Here is an 18,827-nt window from a genome sequence, read left to right as displayed (position 1 = left end):
AGAGCTGTGTCCACAAGGATTGCGGTGAGCCGTATGGATAGAGCTGTGTCCACAAGGATTGCGGTGAGCCGTATGGATAGAGCTGTGTCCACAAGGATTGCGGTGAGCCGTGTGGATAAAGCTGCGTCCACAAGGATTGCGGTGAGCCGTGTGGATAGAGCTGCTTCCAAAAGGATTGCGGTGAGCCGTATGGGCTCACCTCTTTCCACAGGATGGCGGTGAGCCCTGTGGGAGCGGGTTTACCCGCGAAGGCGTTCGTTCAGGCGCCTCGGCGCTCAAAGGCGAAACGCCCTCACTGCGGTATTCAGTTCACCCCCAAGCTGGAGCAACTGCTCGCCTTGCTCGCGTCCTTCGCCAATGCGCTGCAGGTTGTCTTCGCCCAGTGCGTGGATCCGCTCGCTGTGATCGCGAATGTCGCTCACCGCGCCGGTCTGTTGGGCGGTCACCTCGGCGATGCGCACCGCCGTATCGGCGATCGTGCGGATCGCACCGACGATTTCATCGAGTGCGCCGTCGGCGGCCTGGGCCTGGCTGGCGGTGGCCTCGGCGTGTTCGAGTTGGGTGCGCATGCCGTTCACCGATTCCCGGGCGGCCTGTTGCAGGCGGTCGATCAAACCCTGGATTTCACCCGTGGCCCCCGTGGTGCGCTGGGCCAGCGAGCGGACTTCGTCGGCGACCACGGCAAAGCCACGACCCATCTCGCCTGCCCGCGCCGCTTCGATGGCGGCGTTGAGCGCCAGTAGGTTGGTCTGTTCGGCGATGGCGCGGATCACCGTCAGCACGCCGCCGATGGTGGCCGACTCCTCGGCCAGTTGCTCGATCGCCTGCGCGTTGCCTTGCACTTCATCGACCAGCGCACGCAGGCCGGAGAGGCTCTGACCGATCACGGCCTGGCCCTGTTCCACGGCGCGACCCGCGTCGCGGCTGGCGTCGGCGGCAGCGCTGGCATCGCCCGCCACCTGCTGGATGGTCGCCTCGAGTTCGCCCAGGGCATCGCGGATCTGCGCGGTGTCACCAGCCTGGCGCTCGGCGCCGTCGTGCAGGGCAGTGCTCATGCCCGCCAGCGCATGGCTGCTGCCAGCGACCTGTTCGGCGTTGTGGCGCAGGGTACCCACCAGGTCCACCAGATACTGACGCAGGCGATTGAGCGACGCCTGGATATCGTGCAGCTCGCGGTTGGGGCGCCCCAAGGCAATGGGCTGGGCAAAGTCGCCCTCGGCCCAGCGCGACAGGGCCGGGGCCAGGCTGGTCAACGTACGCGCCAGGCGACGCTGAAGGGTATCGATGAGCAGGGCGATGAGCAGGATCAGGCCGATCATCAGGCCTTGGATGATGCGCACTTCGCTGGCGATCTTGGCGTGCAGGCCACGCACCTCCGGCTCCAGGGCAGCGATGGCCTGTTGCACGGCCTCAAGCCGTTCGCCTGTGCTGGCGGCCAGGGCGGTGCGGCGCTCGATCTGTTCGCGGGTACGTTGCAGTTCGGCCGGGTAGCGGGTCAGCAGGCTCTGCAGCTCGCGCTTCAGGGCCACCGCGACATCTTCACGTTGCTCGCTGGCCTGGGCCTGCAGGCCCATCAACGCTGCGAAATCGTCTGCATTGGACTCGGCGGCGCGGGTCACGCCCAGCAACGGCAGGCTGTCGATGGCCTGGGCTTGGGCGCGGATCAGTTGCAGTTCACGTTCGACCTCATCGGCCAATTCCGCGCGACCGCTGATGACCAGTTTGTCCCGCGCCAGGGACAGGCGCCCCAGGTGAACCGAGGCGTCCAATAAGGGCGTCAGGTAACGGCCAGCGTCTGGGCTGGCACTGTCACGGGCGTAGGCGGCCAGCTGTTCAAAGTTGGCCCCCAGTTCGCGCTCGGCCTGGAGCAGCAAGGCCTGTGGGTCTGCGGCAAGTTTGCCGGCAGCGAGCAATTCGTTGGCGGTAAAGGCCTGCAGATGGTCCAGGCTGGGGCGCAGCGTGTCCGCAAGCGCCTCCGGCCAGTCGACCAGGGAGGCCTGCAGGCGCTTGGTCGCTTCCATGGCGGCGGCATGGCGCAAGGCGTCGCCACTGTTCAGGTAGGCCTGGATATTGCGCGCCGCGTCATTCTGGAACTGCTGGGACAAGCCCAGGTAGCGTTCCATCAATTGATAGGGACGCTCCAGGGCGCGTTGCGACCACCACAGGGTCGCGCCCAAGGCGATGCAGACGGTCACCAGCAACAGGGTATTGAAATTGGTCAGCCACTTCAGGCGCATAGCCGCGAACTTCCAGCGGGAGTGGAGAGGTAGGTGCCTGAAGTTATTGCGGTTTTGTGACGAGGTGATGACGAAGAGGGCTTGGTTCCACAAAAAAGTGGCTAATTGCCTTTATGGGCGAAAGTTGGCCAGGGAAGCGAATGCGTCTAGGGCTCCACGCGCACCACGCAGTTGCGCCCGGCATGTTTGGCCCGATACAGCGCTTCGTCGGCGGCGCTGGCCATGGTCAGGGCATCGAGGTTGTCGTCCAGTTGCACCACGCCTGCGCTGAAGGTGCACTTGAGGTCGTGGGGCTGGGCCGGATAGAGGATGTCGGCAAAGCGCCGGCGGATTTCGTCCAGTACCTTGTGGGCCGCGTCCAGCGCGGTATTGGGCATGACGATGGCAAATTCCTCTCCACCGTAGCGCCCGATGAAATCGGTCTTGCGCAGCCGCTGCTTGAGAAACAGCGCCAGGCTCTTGATCACCCGGTCGCCCATAGGGTGGCCATGGCGGTCGTTGATCTTCTTGAAGTGGTCGATGTCGAGCATGGCGAAGCTCAGCGGCTGGCCCTCGCGACGGGCGCGGAAGCTGCAATCTTCCAGCAGCTGGAGGATATGGGTGTGGTTGTACAGCCCTGTGAGACTGTCGCGCACCATGCGCGCCTTGAGATGGCGAGCCCGGGCCGCGCGGTTGCGCACGGTGGTGATCAGGTGGCGTGAGCGGATCGGCTTGGTCAGGAAGTCGTCACCGCCCTCGCTCATGGCGTCCAGCTGCTTGTCCAGGTCATCCTCGGCCGAAAGATAGATGATCGGCACGCTGACGTAACGATCGTTGTGGCGGATCACCTTGGCAAGCTCCGGGCCGGTGCAGTCGGGCATGTAGAGGTCGAGGATGATCAGGTCGGGCTGGAAGTCCGCCAGCTCGGCCATGGTGCGGATCGGCTCGGTGAGGGTCCGGGTGATCATGCCTGCGCCGTTGAGCAGGCGCTCGGTATGCATGGCCTGGGCGCGGGAGTCGTCGATGATCAGCACCCGGAACGGGTCGTACTGGGTGGCGCTGGTGTACAGCTCGACTTTCTCCAGCAGGCTCGAGGCCTCCAGCGTGCCCGTCAGGAATTCCTGGCCTCCGGCACGCACGGCGGCCAGGCGGGTGGGGGTGTCGGTCTCGTGGTGGCTGAAGAACAGCAGCGGAATATGCTGATCCAGCCCCTGCTGGGCCAGGGCCGCGAGTTTCAGGCCCTGGCCTGGGCCTGTGAAGTCCACATCCATGACGATGGCCGAAGGCAAACGTTCACGCATCGAGGCGCAGAACGCTTCGGCACTGAACAGCGCTTGCACGCCCAGGCCAAAGAACTCGAGCTGCTGGGCCAGGCGCTCGGCGCGGTCGTGGTCCTGAAGCAGGATGTACACGGGTTTGCGCACGGGCGGCAGGGGCACATTGTCGAGCTGGTCGCCCTTGCGCAGGCCGGTGCGCGAAAGGCGCTGCATCAGGCGGTTGAGCTCGCTGATCAGCTCCGAGTTCAGCCGCGCACTGTTGGCCTCGATGGCCCGCAACGTCTGGCCGATGGCCGTCGACAGCACACTGTGCTCGGGTTGTTCGAAGCGTTCGGCATAGCGTTGCAAGCGCAGATTGGCCTCGCACAGCTCGCCCAGCTCCGCAGCCGACCACTCGCCCCGCTGCAGGCGCTGCCAGATCTCCAGGATCTGTCGGGCCTGGTGGATGACCCGTTGGGCGAAGTGCTGCTTGAGGCGCTCGTGGCTCGGGTCTGCTGGCTGGGTCATGTCCTGACTGCTTGTTGGTGTGTGGTTATGCAGGTGCAATGATGGCTCCATGCTAGCACTCATTTCTGGACTGGCCAGTGCGCCATGTCAACAAAGTCCGCCGAGGTACGAATATTCAGTTACCGACCGATTGGTCGCTTATGCGTAAGGCAGTGTCTGCTTTATAGTGCTGTCACGCGGGCTTGCCGTGGCACCCTGGCTGGGGCTGGTGGTCCAAGCCCCTTGAACTGTCGGACTGATAAGGACAACGCCATGCTGGACTGGAAAAACCGCGAGGCCAAAGCCGAGCCCCGTGAGCGCGTCGACGCCCGTGGCGCCGCTACACGTAGCTACCTGGGTGGGCTGTGGAGCCGCGCCCTGGGCACCCTGATCGGCCTGTATCTGTTGGTGTGCATCGGCCTCGGTTGGTACTGGAGCCAGGAGCCGGAGCTGTTCCCGGTACAACAGAGCGCCCAGGCCGCCGCCGAGCGCACCGGCCAGCAGATGGTGGTGGGCTATACCACCATCGAGACCCTCAAGACCGTCGCCGGCACCCTGCTGAACAAGCCGGGCGGCTACATCTCCAACGACCGTTTCCCGCCAGGGCTGTGGATGGACAACATGCCGAGCTGGGAATACGGCGTGCTGGTCCAGGTGCGTGACCTGTCGCGTGCCCTGCGCAAGGACTTCGCCCGTTCCCAATCGCAATCGACCGAAGATGCCGACCTGGCCAAGGCCGAGCCGCGCTTCAACTTCGATAACAAGAGCTGGATCCTGCCTTCGAGCGAGTCGGAGTTCGAGGAAGGCATCAAGTCGCTCAGCCGCTACCAGCGCCGCCTGTCCGCAGGCGACCAGGGCGCCATCTTCTATACCCGCGCGGACAACCTGAACAACTGGCTGGGTGATGTGGCCACTCGTCTGGGTTCGTTGTCCCAGCGCCTGTCGGCCAGTGTCGGCCGGGTCAAGCTCAACAGCACCTTGAAAACCGAGTCGGTGGTTCCGGGCCAAGCGCCGCAGGTCGACGAGGAGCTGGTGGAAACCCCATGGCTGCAGATCGACAACGTGTTCTACGAAGCCCGTGGCCAGGCCTGGGCGCTGTCGCACCTGCTGCGCGCCATCGAGGTGGACTTCGCCGATGTGCTGGCCAAGAAGAACGCCACGGTCAGCGTACGCCAGATCATCCGTGAGCTGGAGGCCTCCCAGGAGGCGCTGTGGAGCCCGATGGTGCTCAATGGCAGCGGCTTTGGCATGTGGGCCAACCACTCGCTGGTAATGGCTAACTATATTTCCCGAGCCAACGCCGCGGTCATCGACCTGCGTCAACTGCTGTCGCAGGGTTGAGGATGACCATCAGCCCACAGGAGGCTGCGCACCGCGCGGCCTCCGATCGTGAGTCGGTCGCCTGGGTCGATGAGGCCGACCGGCTGCTTGGCGCCTTGCCTCGGGCCGAGCTGCGTGAGCGCGGCCTGATCGGGCGCTGCACCTTCATCCTGCTGTTCAACAGCGCCGGTGAGCTGTGCGTGCACCGACGTACCTTGAGCAAGGCGCTGTACCCCGGTTACTGGGACGTGGCCGCCGGCGGCATGGTGGCTGCCGGGGAAAGCTACGAGGTGTCGGCAGCGCGTGAGCTGGCGGAAGAGCTGGGCATCGCTGGCGCCGCGTTGCGCTTTCATGAGCGGTTCTACTTCGACCAGCCGGACAACCGGTTGTGGTGCGCGGTGTTCTCGGCGGTTTCCGATGCGCCGTTGAAGCTGCAGCCAGAAGAGGTCAGCGAGGCGCGCTTCGTGAGCCTTGCCCAGGTAGAAGCCGATCGCGGGCGCTTGCCGTTCTGTCCGGACTCGCTGGCGGCGCTGGATCGTTACACGGCCAGCCTGAAATAGCTGTGTTGGCAGTGCCGGCGCTTTCGCGGGTAAACCCGCTCCCACAAAGGATCGTGTAGCGCTTGAGCGCTGCGGGGATGGGTTTATTCGCAAAGGGTCGCAAAACATTCGAAAAATGGCGCATTCCAGTACTTAGCAACCGGCAGATTTATCGTTACACTGCGCGCCCTTTTCGGGCTGCCGCAGGATCTTGCGGCAGTAGCGCTGCCCCTGCCAGAGTGGGGCTTCGCGGTCGGTCCTGGCCCCAGGCATCGACCAGTTTTTGTCCTCAGCAAGAGGAACAAAAGTGGCCAAGAAAGCTTCTTCCTTCGCCGCCCTTGGCGGTCTCGTTTACTCCACCGATGCCGGTCGGCATTGCCCGGACTGTGGCAAGCCGGTGGACACCTGCATCTGCAAGCAACAGGTCATCCCCGAAGGTGATGGTATCGCCCGCGTGCGCCGCGAAAGCAAAGGCCGTGGCGGCAAGACCGTGACCACCATCAGTGGCGTCCCGCTGCCCCTCGACCAGCTCAAGGAGCTGGCCAGCACCCTCAAGCGCCGTTGTGGCACCGGAGGCGCGCTGAAGGATGGGGTCATCGAGATCCAGGGCGACCACGTCGAGCTGCTGCTCGGCGAGTTGATCAAGCAGGGCTTCAAAGCGAAGAAATCCGGCGGTTGATCCCGGTCCGCGCGATTTTTTGCCCAGTGCTTTCTAAACTCGTTCCCGTAGGAAGGGTCTATCCCTGACCACGGACGAATCGTCATTTTCAGTTTTTACACTGCGTCCGCCCCAGGCGGGGCAGTGTCTTTGACTTATCTACAGGGGACTTGAATGTCCGTACGACGCACACGCAAAGATGATGGCAGCCAGTGGACCGTGGCCGACAGCCGCAGTGTTTATGGTATCCGCCATTGGGGCGCTGGTTATTTCGCCATCAATGAGGCCGGGCGCGTCGAAGTGCGCCCCAACGGCCCGGGCAGCGCCCCGATCGACCTGTACGAGCAGGTCGATGAGTTGCGCCAGAGCGGCCTGTCGCTGCCGCTGCTGGTGCGTTTCCCCGACATCCTGCAGCACCGCGTGCGTCAGCTGACCGGTGCGTTCGACGCCAACATCGAGCGCCTGGAATACCAGAGCAAGTACACGGCGCTGTACCCGATCAAGGTCAACCAGCAGGAAGCGGTGGTGGAGAACATCATCGCCACCCAGAACGTTTCCATCGGCCTCGAAGCGGGTTCCAAGCCCGAACTGCTCGCGGTGCTGGCGCTGGCGCCCAAGGGCGGCACCATCGTCTGCAACGGCTACAAGGACCGTGAGTTCATTCGCCTGGCGCTGATGGGCCAGAAGCTTGGCCACAACGTGTTCATCGTCATCGAGAAGGAGTCCGAGGTCGCCTTGGTGATCGAGGAGGCTGCCGAGCTCAAGGTCAAGCCACAGGTCGGTCTGCGCGTGCGGCTGTCGTCGCTGGCCTCGAGCAAGTGGGCCGATACCGGGGGAGAGAAGTCCAAGTTCGGCTTGTCCGCCGCCCAACTGCTCTCGGTGGTACAGCGCTTCCGCGATGCCGGCCTTGACCAGGGCATCCGCCTGCTGCACTTCCACATGGGCTCGCAGATCGCCAACCTGGCCGACTACCAGCACGGCTTCAAAGAGGCCATCCGCTACTATGGCGAGCTGCGCGCCCTGGGCCTGCCGGTCGATCACATCGACGTCGGCGGTGGCCTGGGCGTGGACTACGACGGCACCCACTCGCGTAATGCCAGCTCCATCAACTACGACATGGACGACTATGCCGGCGTGGTCGTGGGCATGCTCAAGGAGTTCTGCGACGCCCAGGGCCTGCCGCATCCGCACATCTTCTCCGAGAGCGGCCGCTCGCTGACCGCGCATCACGCGATGCTGGTGATCCAGGTCACCGACGTCGAGAAGCACAACGACGAGGTGCCGACCATCGAGAACAAGGAAGCGCTGCCCGAGACCGTGCAGTGGCTGGTCGACCTGCTCGGCCCGACCGACATCGAGATGGTCACCGAGACCTACTGGCGCGCCACCCACTACATGGGCGACGTTGCCGCGCAGTATGCCGATGGCAAGATCAGCCTGGCCGAGAAGGCCCTGGCCGAGCAGTGCTACTTTGCCGTGTGCCGCCGCCTGCACAACTCGCTCAAGGCCCGCCAGCGCTCGCACCGCCAGGTGCTGGACGAGCTCAACGACAAGCTGGCCGACAAGTACATCTGCAATTTCTCGGTGTTCCAGAGCCTGCCGGACACCTGGGCCATCGGCCAGGTGCTGCCGATCATCCCGCTGCACCGCCTGGATGAAGAGCCGATGCGTCGCGCCGTGCTGCAGGATCTGACCTGCGACTCCGACGGCAAGATCAACCAGTACGTCGACGAGCAGAGCATCGAGACCAGCATGCCGGTGCACGCGGTCAAGGAAGGTGAAGACTACCTGTTGGGTGTGTTCCTGGTCGGTGCGTACCAGGAGATTCTGGGCGACATGCACAACCTGTTCGGCGATACCGACTCGGTGAACATCTACCAGAACGCCGATGGCAGCGTGTACCACGCCGGCATCGAGACTCACGACACCATCGAAGACATGCTGCGCTACGTGCACCTGTCGCCGGAGGAGTTGATGACGCACTACCGCGACAAGGTTGCCAGCGCCCGCATCACGGCGCGCGAGCGTACCCAGTTCCTCGACGCGCTGCGTTTGGGGCTGACGCGTTCTTCGTACCTTTCCTCGTAATCCCGGGGGCCGCGTTGCGGCCCATCGCGGCACAAGGCCGCTCCTACAGCGATCGCGGATTGCTGTAGGAGCGGCCTTGTGCCGCGAACTGAGGGCGAAGCCCTCACCGAACGCACAAGTGGAAACGACTTGCTCTCAGGCGATTCAATCCGTGCGACTACCTTTGAATGCAATGTTCAGAGGAGTGAAACATGGATCGTCGAGGTAACCATCGCCTGCGCAGAGGTCGGATTTCAGAGGCTGGCCGTCTTTACCTGCTTACAACCACCACCCGTAACCGGACACCGCTGTTCAGCGACCTGTATTTCGCCAGAGCGGTTATCAAGCAATTGCGCTTGAGCGAGCAGGAAGGCGCTTGCCGATCTTTGGCTTGGGTACTGATGCCTGATCATTTGCACTGGCTGGTCGAATTAGGTCGAGGTGGCTTGAGCAGCCTGATGCGTACATTCAAATCCAGAAGTAGTTGTGCGCTTTACCGGGCGGGAGCAGATCGTCAACGAGTCTGGCAGGCTGGTTTCTATGACCGAGCGTTGCGTAGAGAGGAAGACATCAAGGCCACTGCGCGTTACATCATCGCCAATCCGCTGCGGGCTGGATTGGTGAGCAGAGCGGGCGACTATCCCCATTGGGATTGTGTGTGGCTGTGAACCAGTAGGTGAGGGCTTTGCCCTCATTTCGCGGCACAAGGCCGCTCCTACAAAGGGGCGGCCCCGCCATTACTGAATCCAACGCCCCTTTTCCTGCAACCGCCATCCCACCCAGCCTAGCGTTGCTGCCCGCACCGCCATGAACCCCAGGAACGCCAGCCACAACCCGTGGTTGCCCAACCCGCTCAGCAGCACCGCCAGGGGCAGCGTGATCAGCACCGACAGCAACATCGCATTGCGCATCTCCCGCGCCCGTGTCGCACCGATGAACAGGCCGTCGAGCAGGTAGCTCCACACCGCGATCAACGGCAGCACCGCCAGGTAAGGCAGGAACGGGTAGGCCGCCGCGCGCACGCTGTCGATGTCGGTCTGCAGGTCGATGAACAGATGGCCTGCAAGCAAAAACAGCACGGCAAAGCCTAGGCTCACAATCAGCGACCAGCCGCAGGCCACCACCAGCGAGCGGCGCAAGGTGTCGCGGTCGCGGGCGCCGATGGCGTGGCCGCACAGGGCTTCGACCGCATGGGCAAGGCCGTCCAGGGCGTAGGCGGTGAGCATCAGGCCGTTGAGCAGCAGAGCATTGGCCGCCACGGTGGCCTCGCCCAGCCGTGCCCCTTGCACGGTCAGCAGCAGGAACACCAGTTGCAGCGCCAGGCTGCGCAGGAAGATGTCGCGGTTGACCGCCAGCAGTGGTCGCCAGGCCTGCCAGCGCTTGAGCGCGGCCCAGGCAATGTGCCCGGGGTAGGCGCGCAGGGCCGGGCGGGTCAGGGCAAGGCCCAGCAGGGCGGCGCTCCATTCGGCGATCACCGAGGCCCGTGCCGAACCCAGCACGCCCCAGCCAAGGCCAAGGACGAACCACAGGTTGAGGACGATGTTCAGCACGTTGGTGGTCAGCAGGATCGCCAATGGCGCTCGGGCGTTCTGAGTGCCCAGGAACCAGCCGACCAAGGCGTAGCTGGCCAGTGCTGCCGGCAGGCCCAGCAAGCGGGTGTGGAAGAAGTCCTCGGTGGATTGGTGCAGCGCCGCGCTCGGTTGCATCGCCTGCAACGCCAGTTGGCTGAAGGGAATGGCCAACAGGCCGATCAGCAGCGCGAAGGCCAGGGCCAGCAACAGGCCCTGCACCAGCACCTGGCGTAACGCCGCACCGTCGGCGCGTCCGGCGGCCTGGGCGGCGAAACCGGTGGAGCCCATGCGCAGAAAACCCATCAGCCCGACCATGAAGGTGAACAAGGTGGCGCCTACCGCGACCGCGCCCAACTGGTGCGCGTGGGGCAGGTGGCCGATCACCGTACTGTCGACCAGTGCCACCAGCGGCACGGAGATGTTGGAAAGGATCATCGGCGCAGCCAGGGCCCAGACCTTGCGGTGGGTGAGGCGGTCGCGCCAGTCGGTGGACAGTGTGGGCATCCGGAACCTTGGGTTTAGGGGCGCGAAGCGGCCCGCTTGGACAGTGGCGCCATTGTAGCGGCCGGGCCGCCGCAGTGCGCGAACAGGGTCGCAGTTGTGTCCTCCTGGCAGGTACGCCGCCCGCCAGTGCGCTATAGTTGCACCCTTATCGATACGCTGCCCAAGAGTTCTCTCTCCATGCTCAACAAAGGATTGTTGCTGGCCTGCGCGCTGGCGTTGCTCAGTGCTTGTGATTCCTCCTCGAAGGATACCCCGGCACCTACCGAGAAGCCGGCGGCGTCAGCCCCTGCCGCCACCCCGGCGCCCAAGCGCGAAGACCCGGCCGTCCTGGCCAAGCGCTACGCCGATCGCGAACTGACCGTTCTGGACGTCTCGGAAGTCCAGGTGGACGGGGCCAGCACCTTGTCGGTCAGCTTCTCCGCCCCCCTGGACGCCAGCCAGGACTTCGCCGCCAAGGTTCACCTGGTCGATACCGTCAAGGGCAAGGTCGACGGCGCCTGGGAGCTTTCGGACAACCAGATGGAGTTGCGCCTGCGTCACCTGGAGCCGCAGCGCAAGCTGGTCCTGACGGTCGACAAGGGCCTGCTGGCAGTCAACGACAAGCGCCTGGAGCAGGAGTCGGTCACCCGCCTGGAAACCCGAGACATGCAGCCCACCGTGGGCTTCGCCAGCCGCGGTTCGCTGTTGCCCACCCGCCTGGCCGAAGGCCTGCCGGTGATCGCCCTGAACGTCGACAAGGTCGATGTGGAATTCTTCCGCATCAAGCCGGACATGCTCTCCAGTTTCCTGGTCAACTGGGGCCGCAACAGCAGCCTGTACTACTACCAGTCCAAGGAAACCCTGGACATGGCCGACCTGGTCTACAGCGGCCGCTTCGACCTGAACCCGGTGCGCAACACCCGTGAGACCGTGCTGTTGCCGATCGCCGGGATCAAGCCGCTGCAGGAGCCAGGCGTGTACCTGGCGGTGATGCGCGCCTCGGGCACCTATGACTATTCGCAGCCGGCGACCCTGTTCACCCTGAGCGACATCGGCGTCTCCGCCCACCGCTATCGGGATCGCCTGGATGTGTTCGCCCAGGCCCTGGAAGGCGGCAAGGCGCTCAAGGGCGTCAACCTCGAGCTGCATGACGACAAGGGCAAGCTGCTGGCCCAGGCCGAGACCGACGGCGAGGGCCACGCACAACTGCCGATCACCGCCAAGGCCGACACCCTGATTGCCACCCAAGGCGTGAACACCACATTGCTACGCCTGAACACCGCAGCCCTGGACCTGGCCGAGTTCGACATCACCGGCCCCCAGGCCAACCCGCTGCAGTTCTTCATCTTCGGCCCGCGCGACCTGTATCGCCCAGGCGAGACCGTGCTGCTCAACGGCCTGCTGCGCGACCAGGACGGCAAGCCGGTCAAGGCGCAACCGGTGACGGTCGAGGTGCGTCGGCCGGATGAGCAGGTCAGCCGCAAGTTCGTCTGGGAGGCCGACCGCAACGGCTTGTTCCAATATCAACTGCAACTGGCCACTGAAGCCCCGACCGGGCGTTGGCAACTGCTGCTCGACCTGGGTGGTGGGCGCAAGCAGGTCTATGAGTTTCTGGTCGAGGATTTTCTCCCCGAGCGCCTGGCCCTGGAGCTCAAGGGCAGCAGCACGCCGCTCTCGCCTGAAGAGGCCGCGCGCATCCAGGTCAATGGCCGTTACCTCTATGGCGCGCCCGCCGCAGGCAATCGCCTGAGTGGCCAGGCCTATGTGCGCCCCCTGCGTGAAGCGGTGCCGGCACTGCCGGGCTACCAGTTCGGTTCGGTCACAGAGACCGAACTCAACCAGGACCTGGAACTGGACGAGGTGACCCTCGACAACGCCGGCAAGGCCACCCTGGACATCGAAAGCCGCTGGGCCGAGGCCCGCTCGCCGTTGCAACTGACCGTCCAGGCAAGCCTTCAGGAGTCCGGCGGGCGGCCGATCACCCGTCGCCTGGAGCAGCCGATCTGGCCGGCCGAACGCCTGCCGGGCCTGCGTGGCCTGTTCGAAGGCGAGGAAACCGACAGCGATGGCCCCGTGGAATTCGAAGTGCTGGTGGCCGACCGCGAAGGCCACAAACTTGCCGCCGAAGGCCTCAAGGTACGCCTGGTGCGCGAGCGCCGCGACTACTACTGGAACTACTCCCAGAGCGACGGCTGGAGCTACAACTACAACGAGAAGTTCCTCACCCAGAGCGAGGAGACCGTCAGCGTCAAGGCTGGCGGCACCGCCAAGCTGAACTTCCAAGTGGAATGGGGCCCGTACCGGGTCGAGGTGGAAGACCCGCAGACCGGGTTGGTATCCAGCGCGCGCTTCTGGGCCGGCTACCGGGCCCAGGACAACGCCGAAGGCGGTGCGGTGCGCCCGGACCAGGTCAAGCTGGCCCTGGACAAACCCGCCTATGCCGATGGTGCGACCGCCAAGGTCACCGTCACCCCGCCTGCGGCCGGCAGCGGCTATCTGATGATCGAATCCAGCGATGGCCCGCTGTGGTGGCAGGAAATCGACGTGCCCGCCGAGGGCAAGACCTTCGACGTGCAACTGGACAAGCAATGGGCGCGTCACGACCTGTACATCAGTGCCCTGGTGATCCGCCCCGGCGAGCGCAAGGTCAACGCCACGCCCAAGCGTGCCGTGGGCGTGCTGCACCTGCCGCTGGGCCGAGCCGAACGCAAGCTCGCGGTGACCTTGCAGGCGCCGGAGAAGATGCGCCCAAAGCAGCCGCTGACCGTGAAGTTCAAGGCCGCCAACGCCGACGGCAGCGTGCCCAAACAGGTGCATGTGCTGTTGTCCGCAGTGGACGTGGGCATTCTCAACATCACCGACTTCAAGACGCCGGACCCGTTTGCCAGCCTGTTCGGTCGTAAGGCCTACGGTGCCGACCAACTGGATATCTACGGCCAGCTGATCGAGGCCGGGCAGGGCCGTCTGGCCAGCCTGGCATTCGGTGGCGACGCGGCCATGGCCAAGGGCGGCAAGCGCCCCAACACCACGGTCACCATCGTCGCTCAGCAGAGCCTGCCGGTGACCCTCAATGCGCAAGGCGAGGGTGAGGCGAGCGTCGAGATTCCTGACTTCAATGGTGAGCTGCGGCTGATGGCCCAGGCCTGGACCGATGAGCACTTCGGTATGGCCGAAGGCAAAACGGTCGTTGCCGCGCCGCTGATCGCCGAGCTCTCGGCGCCGCGCTTCCTGGCCGGTGGCGACCGTACCAACCTGGCGCTGGATCTGGCCAACCTGTCCGGGCGTGCCCAGCAACTGAACGTGCAGGTCAGTGCCGATGGCCAATTGGCCCTGGCCGGCGAGGGCCAGCAGAGCGTCAGCCTGGCCGAGGGCCAGCGCAAGACCTTGATGATCCCGGTGCAGGCCCAGGGTGGTCTTGGCCAGGGCAAGGTGCAGGTGCGGGTCAACGGCCTTCAGTTGCCTGGCGAGCCGGCCAACGTCTTCGCGCGCGAGTGGACCCTCGGCGTTCGCCCCGCCTACCCTGCAATGCTCAAGCACTACCGCGTGGCCCTCAAGGACCAGCCCTGGACCCTGCCTGAAGACGACCTTGCGGCCTTCGAGAGCGCAGGTCTGGAAGCCAGCCTGGCACTCTCCAGCCGTCCACCGCTGAACCTGGCTGAGCAGATCCGAGCCCTGGAGGCCTACCCCTACGGTTGCCTGGAGCAAACCACCAGCGGTCTTTACCCCTCGCTCTATGCCGATGCCGAAAGCCTCAAGCGCCTGGGTATCAAGGGCGAGCCGGCCGAGGTGCGCAAGCGCAAGATCGAGATGGGCATCGAGCATTTGCTCGGTATGCAGCGCTACAACGGCAGCTTCGGCCTGTGGAGTTCGGACAGCGAAGAGGAATACTGGCTGACGGCCTATGTCACCGACTTCCTGTTGCGCGCCCGCGAGCAAGGTTTCGGCGTACCGGCCGAGGCGCTGAAGAAAGCCAACGAACGCCTGCTGCGCTATGTGCAGGAGCGTAACCTGATCGAAGTGGACTACAGCCAGAACGCCGACCACACCCGCTTCGCCGTGCAGGCCTACGCCGCGCTGGTGCTGGCGCGTAACCAGCAGGCACCGCTCGGTGCCCTGCGTGGCCTGTTCGAGCGGCGCAGCGATGCGCGCTCCGGTCTGCCATTGGTGCAGTTGGCGGTGGCGCTGGACAAAATGGGCGACAAGCCCCGCGCCCAGCAGGCGCTGCAGGCAGGCCTGGGCGTGAAGCGCAGCGACGGCTGGATGGCCGACTACGGCAGCACCCTGCGTGACCAGGCGCTGATCCTGGCCCTGCTGCAGGAGAACAACCTGGCCAGCAACCAGGTCGACCAGCGCCTGTTCGCCCTGTCCGATGAACTGGCGGCCAATCGCTGGCTGTCGACTCAGGAGCGCAATGCCTTGTACCTGGCTGGCCGTGGCCTGCTGGGCAAGCCGGAAGGCCAATGGCAGGCGCGTCTGGACAGCGCCGGGGAAGTTCGCGAGTTCAACAATGCCGAATCGGGCGTGAAGCTCGAAGGCCCCTTGCTGATGTCGCCGTTGACCGTGCAGAACCAGGGCAGCGAGACGCTCTATCAGCAACTGACCCTCTCCGGTTATCCGCGCCAGGCTCCGCCTGCCGGGGGCAACGGCATGGAGATTCGTCGTGAGTACCTGGGCATGAACGGCCAGCCGCTGGACCTGCGCAACCTGCGCAGCGGCGAGTTGGTGCTGGTGCACTTGGCGCTCAAGGCGTCCACCCAGGTACCGGATGCCTTGGTGGTCGACCTGCTGCCGGCAGGCCTGGAGCTGGAGAACCAGAACCTGGCCCAGAGCGCCGCCAGCCTGGACAACGCCAGCAGCGCGGTGAAGGAATGGCGCGAGTCGATGCAGAACGCCAGCCTGGTGCATCAGGAGTATCGCGATGACCGCTATGTCGCCGCGCTCAAGCTCGACGGCTACGGCACCAGCCACCTGCTGTACCTGGCTCGGGCGGTGACGCCGGGGACTTATCGCATTCCGCCGCCGCAGGTGGAGTCGATGTACCGGCCTAACCTGCAGGCCGTTGGGGAAGGGCAGGGCGAGATGCTGGTCAAGGGCCGCTAGCCCACAACGCTTTTCTGTCGGAGCGGCCTTGCGTCGCGTAATGCCAAGGTTGGGGCCTCTGCGAGGCCCGTTCGCGACCCAAGGCCGCTCCTTCAGGGCGTTTCAGTGAATGATCCAGCTCAACACCCACAACCCCAGCAGCAGCCAGATGATCCCGAGGATGATCGAGGCACGCATGAAGGCGCGGATCGCCGAGTACAGCAGCATCAGGCCAACCACCAAGGCGAGGATGCTGACCAGCGAGGTATCCATGCCCAATGTGCGCGCCAGACCGTCGATGAAATTGCCACCGGCATTGGCCACCAGGTTGAACAGTCCGCTCAATGCATCAACGATAAAGCGGATCAACGAACCCAGTGCCTGGCCCAGCCACTCGAAAAAACCTTCTACATGCATAGTTGCTTCCTGATGATCGAATCGGCGCGGGTGCCGTTCCCTAGCCTTTGGCCATTACCTGGCCAGGTCGGTTCCCGATGCCAATGGTAGCGTGCCTGCGCACCCGCACCGCAAGGATCGTGCGTGGCATCGGCATCGCCGGTGTGCTGGCCGTGGCCCTGCTGTGGCTGGCCGATCGCCTGTGGCCGTTGCCCATGCCGGGCGATGACTTGGCGCGGGTGGTGCTCGCCGAGGACGGCACGCCCCTGTGGCGTTTCGCCGATACCGACGGGGTATGGCGTTATCCGGTGAGCCCCGAGGAGGTTTCGCCGTTGTACCTGGAGGCGCTGCTCACCTACGAGGACCGCTGGTTCTACAGCCATCCCGGGGTCAACCCGCTGGCGCTGGCGCGGGCCGCCTGGCTGAATCTGCGTGGTGGGCGGGTGGTGTCGGGCGGCAGCACATTGTCGATGCAGGTGGCGCGCCTGCTCGATCCTCACGAGCGCACCTTGACGGGCAAGCTGCGTCAGTTGTGGCGCACGGCGCAGCTGGAGTGGCACCTGTCCAAGCGCGAGATCCTCCAGCTCTATCTCAACCGCGCCCCGTTCGGCGGCACGCTGCAAGGGGTGGCCGCTGCCAGTTGGGCCTACCTTGGCAAGTCGCCGATGCACCTCACGCCTGCCGAGGCGGCGCTGCTTGCGGTGCTGCCCCAGGCGCCCAGCCGGTTGCGTCCGGATCGCCACCCTGAGCGTGCCCAGCGGGCCCGCGACAAGGTGCTGGAGCGCCTGGCCGAGTACCAGGTATGGCCGGCGCAGCGAGTGCGCGAGGCACGAGAAGAACCCTTGCTGCTCGCGCCCCGCCAGGAACCGGCGCTGGCCCCCTTGCTGGCCCGGCGGCTGAACAGCGCCAACAGCCCACCGCTGATTCGCACCACCCTCGATGCGGCCTTGCAACGTCGTCTGGAAGACTTGTTACTGGGCTGGCGTGCACGCTTGCCTGAGCGCACCTCGGCGGCGCTGCTGGTGGTGGAGTCGCGAACCATGGCCGTGCGGGCCTACCTTGGCTCCATTGACCTGGCCGATGAGCGCCGCTTCGGCCATGTCGACATGGTCCACGCCCTGCGCTCGCCCGGCTCGACCCTCAAGCCCTTCCTCTATGCCATGGCCATGGACGATGGGCTGATCCACTCCGAATCGCTGCTGCAGGACGTGCCGCGCCGCTACGGCGACTACCGGCCCGGCAACTTCTCCATGGGGTTCAGTGGCCCGGTTTCGGCCAGCTCCGCCCTGGCCCTGTCGCTGAACTTGCCAGCGGTGCAGTTGCTCGAGGCCTACGGGCCGAAGCGCTTCGCTGCGCAGATGCGCATGGGCGGCATGCCGCTGGTGTTGCCGCCGCTCGCCGAACCGAACCTGTCGCTGATCCTCGGTGGAGCGGGCAGCCGACTGGAGGACCTGGTGGGCGGCTACGCGGCCCTGGCCCGTGAAGGCAAGAGCGCACGGATCCGCCTGCAACCTCAGGATCCGTTGGTGGAACAGCGCTTGCTGTCGCCCGGCTCGGCCTGGATCGTGCGGCGCATCTTGAGCGGCCAGGCCCGTCCGGACCGTGACCTTCATGCAGAACTGGTGCAGCGCCCGCAGTTGGCCTGGAAGACCGGCACCAGTTACGGCTTTCGTGACGCCTGGTCGGTGGGGGTTGGGCCGCGCTACCTGATCGGTGTGTGGATCGGGCGGCCCGACGGTACGCCGGTGCCGGGGCAGTTCGGCCTGGCCTCAGCGGCGCCACTGATGCTGCAGGTCCATGACCTGCTCAGCAATCGTGACAGCCAGCGGGGGATCAGCGTGCCGGTCGAGCGCGTGCCGGCGAGCGTCGGCGTGGCCGCCATCTGCTGGCCGTTGGGCCAGCCGATGAACCGCCTGGACCCCAACTGCCGTCGCCAGCGTTTCGCCTGGACCCTCGACGGCACCACACCGCCAACCTTGCAGGCGGCCGACCAACCGTTGGGGTTGGGCCTGCGCGAGACCGTCTGGGTCAATGAGCGTGGTTTGCGTGTCGATGCCAGTTGCAGCGGTGCCAAGGCGCGGGACGTGGCGTTGTGGCCGGCGCCGCTGGAGCCTTGGCTGCCCCGCATCGAACGCCGCGCCGCGCGCCTGCCGGCGGCGGACCCTGTCTGCCCGCCACAGGTGCCGGTAAGCGCGCCACCGCTGTCGATCGTCGGCGTGCGCCCCGGCGACACCTTGCGGCGCCCGGCCACCAGTCGCGAGCCGCTGCAGGTGCCTGTTTCGGCCTTGGGCGGCAGCGGTCAGCGCTGGTGGTTCCTCAATGGCCAGCCCTTGGGCGAGACCCGCGACCAGGACAGCCTGCTGGTGCGCTTGGAAAAGACCGGACGCATCGAGCTGAGCGCGCTGGACGAAAGTGGCGAGACCGCGCGGGTCGAGTTTCAGGTCAGCGAATAGCGACCACCGCGCCGCCTGCTTCGCGGCTGAAGCCGCTCCTACAGGTCCAGCGGTGGCATTGAGAGCAACGCGCCCCATCGCGGCGGAACGTTCAGCGATGCCTTGCGGATCCACACGGGCGTTGTGGGAGATTCTATGGTGCCGGCTGGCGCAGTTCTCACAGGCACAGCAGTGTTGTTGAGAACACCGGAGAACCTGGACTGCCCCCCAAAAGTTGGACAATTCTAGCCAGCAACCTGAGTCCTGTATGCGACAGGACTCAGGCCATTGAGCTTCGGTTTG

General features: G+C 65.2%; 11 protein-coding genes. 7 read left to right on the top strand and 4 right to left on the bottom strand.

The window, feature by feature from the left end:
- Positions 1-275 precede the first annotated feature (275 nt).
- Together ACNFCH_RS25405 and ACNFCH_RS25400 are read right to left on the bottom strand one after the other, a co-directional pair.
- The gene (locus ACNFCH_RS25405; RefSeq protein WP_416744417.1) at positions 276-1,055 is read right to left on the bottom strand and encodes a methyl-accepting chemotaxis protein; all 780 of its coding nucleotides are present in this window, start codon (positions 1,053-1,055) and stop codon (positions 276-278) included.
- A 1,328-nt stretch (positions 1,056-2,383) separates the two neighbouring features.
- Positions 2,384-4,000, bottom strand: coding sequence for a PleD family two-component system response regulator (locus tag ACNFCH_RS25400; protein ID WP_337160324.1), 1,617 nt, complete (start codon positions 3,998-4,000; stop codon positions 2,384-2,386).
- Between the two features lie 252 nt (positions 4,001-4,252).
- Here ACNFCH_RS25400 and ACNFCH_RS25395 point away from each other — a divergent pair, with 252 nt between their 5' ends.
- From ACNFCH_RS25395 to ACNFCH_RS25375, 5 genes are all read left to right on the top strand, one after another.
- A complete protein-coding gene (locus ACNFCH_RS25395) occupies positions 4,253-5,320 on the top strand; it encodes a DUF2333 family protein (RefSeq protein WP_337160325.1) in 1,068 nt (355 codons plus the stop codon).
- A gap of 2 nt (positions 5,321-5,322) precedes the next feature.
- Positions 5,323-5,859 (top strand): NUDIX hydrolase, encoded by a 537-nt coding sequence (locus ACNFCH_RS25390; protein ID WP_337160326.1) that lies wholly within the window; start codon positions 5,323-5,325, stop codon positions 5,857-5,859.
- A gap of 286 nt (positions 5,860-6,145) precedes the next feature.
- Positions 6,146-6,517: a translation initiation factor Sui1 gene (locus tag ACNFCH_RS25385; protein ID WP_416744415.1), complete on the top strand. Its 372-nt coding sequence runs from the start codon at positions 6,146-6,148 to the stop codon at positions 6,515-6,517.
- 153 nt (positions 6,518-6,670) lie between these two features.
- The gene (gene speA, locus ACNFCH_RS25380) at positions 6,671-8,584 is read left to right on the top strand and encodes an arginine decarboxylase (protein ID WP_416744413.1); all 1,914 of its coding nucleotides are present in this window, start codon (positions 6,671-6,673) and stop codon (positions 8,582-8,584) included.
- Positions 8,585-8,775: 191 nt separating this feature from the next.
- Positions 8,776-9,231, top strand: a complete 456-nt coding sequence (locus ACNFCH_RS25375; protein ID WP_416744411.1) for an REP-associated tyrosine transposase — start codon at positions 8,776-8,778, stop codon at positions 9,229-9,231.
- Positions 9,232-9,300: 69 nt separating this feature from the next.
- Here the strand turns inward: ACNFCH_RS25375 and ACNFCH_RS25370 are convergent, their stop codons facing one another.
- Entirely contained in the window at positions 9,301-10,638 is a 1,338-nt protein-coding gene (locus ACNFCH_RS25370) for an MATE family efflux transporter (protein ID WP_337160327.1), read from the bottom strand.
- 177 nt (positions 10,639-10,815) lie between these two features.
- On the opposite strand from ACNFCH_RS25370, the gene ACNFCH_RS25365 reads away from it, so the two are divergent.
- On the top strand, positions 10,816-15,717 hold the full coding sequence (locus ACNFCH_RS25365) for an alpha-2-macroglobulin family protein (protein WP_416744409.1): 4,902 nt from the start codon (positions 10,816-10,818) through the stop codon (positions 15,715-15,717).
- Positions 15,718-15,819: 102 nt separating this feature from the next.
- Here the strand turns inward: ACNFCH_RS25365 and ACNFCH_RS25360 are convergent, their stop codons facing one another.
- Positions 15,820-16,113 (bottom strand): hypothetical protein, encoded by a 294-nt coding sequence (locus tag ACNFCH_RS25360; RefSeq protein WP_070090414.1) that lies wholly within the window; start codon positions 16,111-16,113, stop codon positions 15,820-15,822.
- Between the two features lie 77 nt (positions 16,114-16,190).
- Between ACNFCH_RS25360 and pbpC the strand changes: the two genes are divergently transcribed.
- Positions 16,191-18,545, top strand: coding sequence for a peptidoglycan glycosyltransferase PbpC (gene pbpC / locus ACNFCH_RS25355; RefSeq protein ID WP_416744406.1), 2,355 nt, complete (start codon positions 16,191-16,193; stop codon positions 18,543-18,545).
- The last annotated feature ends 282 nt before the right edge of the window (positions 18,546-18,827 follow it).

It is taken from the genome of Pseudomonas sp. NY15354 (genome assembly GCF_048068075.1).
Lineage (GTDB): Bacteria > Pseudomonadota > Gammaproteobacteria > Pseudomonadales > Pseudomonadaceae > Aquipseudomonas > Aquipseudomonas guariconensis_C.
The sequence above is the reverse complement of the archived record's forward strand: the minus strand, read 5'-3'. Positions and strand labels throughout refer to the sequence as shown.

Bases quoted from the DNA above. Each gene is read 5' to 3' on its own strand.
- ACNFCH_RS25405 (WP_416744417.1), bottom strand. From the start codon at position 1,055: ATGAGCACTGCCCTGCACGACGGCGCCGAGCGCCAGGCTGGTGACACC.
- ACNFCH_RS25400 (WP_337160324.1), bottom strand. From the start codon at position 4,000: ATGACCCAGCCAGCAGACCCGAGCCACGAGCGCCTCAAGCAGCACTTC.
- ACNFCH_RS25395 (WP_337160325.1), top strand. From the start codon at position 4,253: ATGCTGGACTGGAAAAACCGCGAGGCCAAAGCCGAGCCCCGTGAGCGC.
- ACNFCH_RS25390 (WP_337160326.1), top strand. From the start codon at position 5,323: ATGACCATCAGCCCACAGGAGGCTGCGCACCGCGCGGCCTCCGATCGT.
- speA (WP_416744413.1), top strand. From the start codon at position 6,671: ATGTCCGTACGACGCACACGCAAAGATGATGGCAGCCAGTGGACCGTG.
- ACNFCH_RS25375 (WP_416744411.1), top strand. From the start codon at position 8,776: ATGGATCGTCGAGGTAACCATCGCCTGCGCAGAGGTCGGATTTCAGAG.
- ACNFCH_RS25370 (WP_337160327.1), bottom strand. From the start codon at position 10,638: ATGCCCACACTGTCCACCGACTGGCGCGACCGCCTCACCCACCGCAAG.
- ACNFCH_RS25365 (WP_416744409.1), top strand. From the start codon at position 10,816: ATGCTCAACAAAGGATTGTTGCTGGCCTGCGCGCTGGCGTTGCTCAGT.
- ACNFCH_RS25360 (WP_070090414.1), bottom strand. From the start codon at position 16,113: ATGCATGTAGAAGGTTTTTTCGAGTGGCTGGGCCAGGCACTGGGTTCG.
- pbpC (WP_416744406.1), top strand. From the start codon at position 16,191: ATGCCAATGGTAGCGTGCCTGCGCACCCGCACCGCAAGGATCGTGCGT.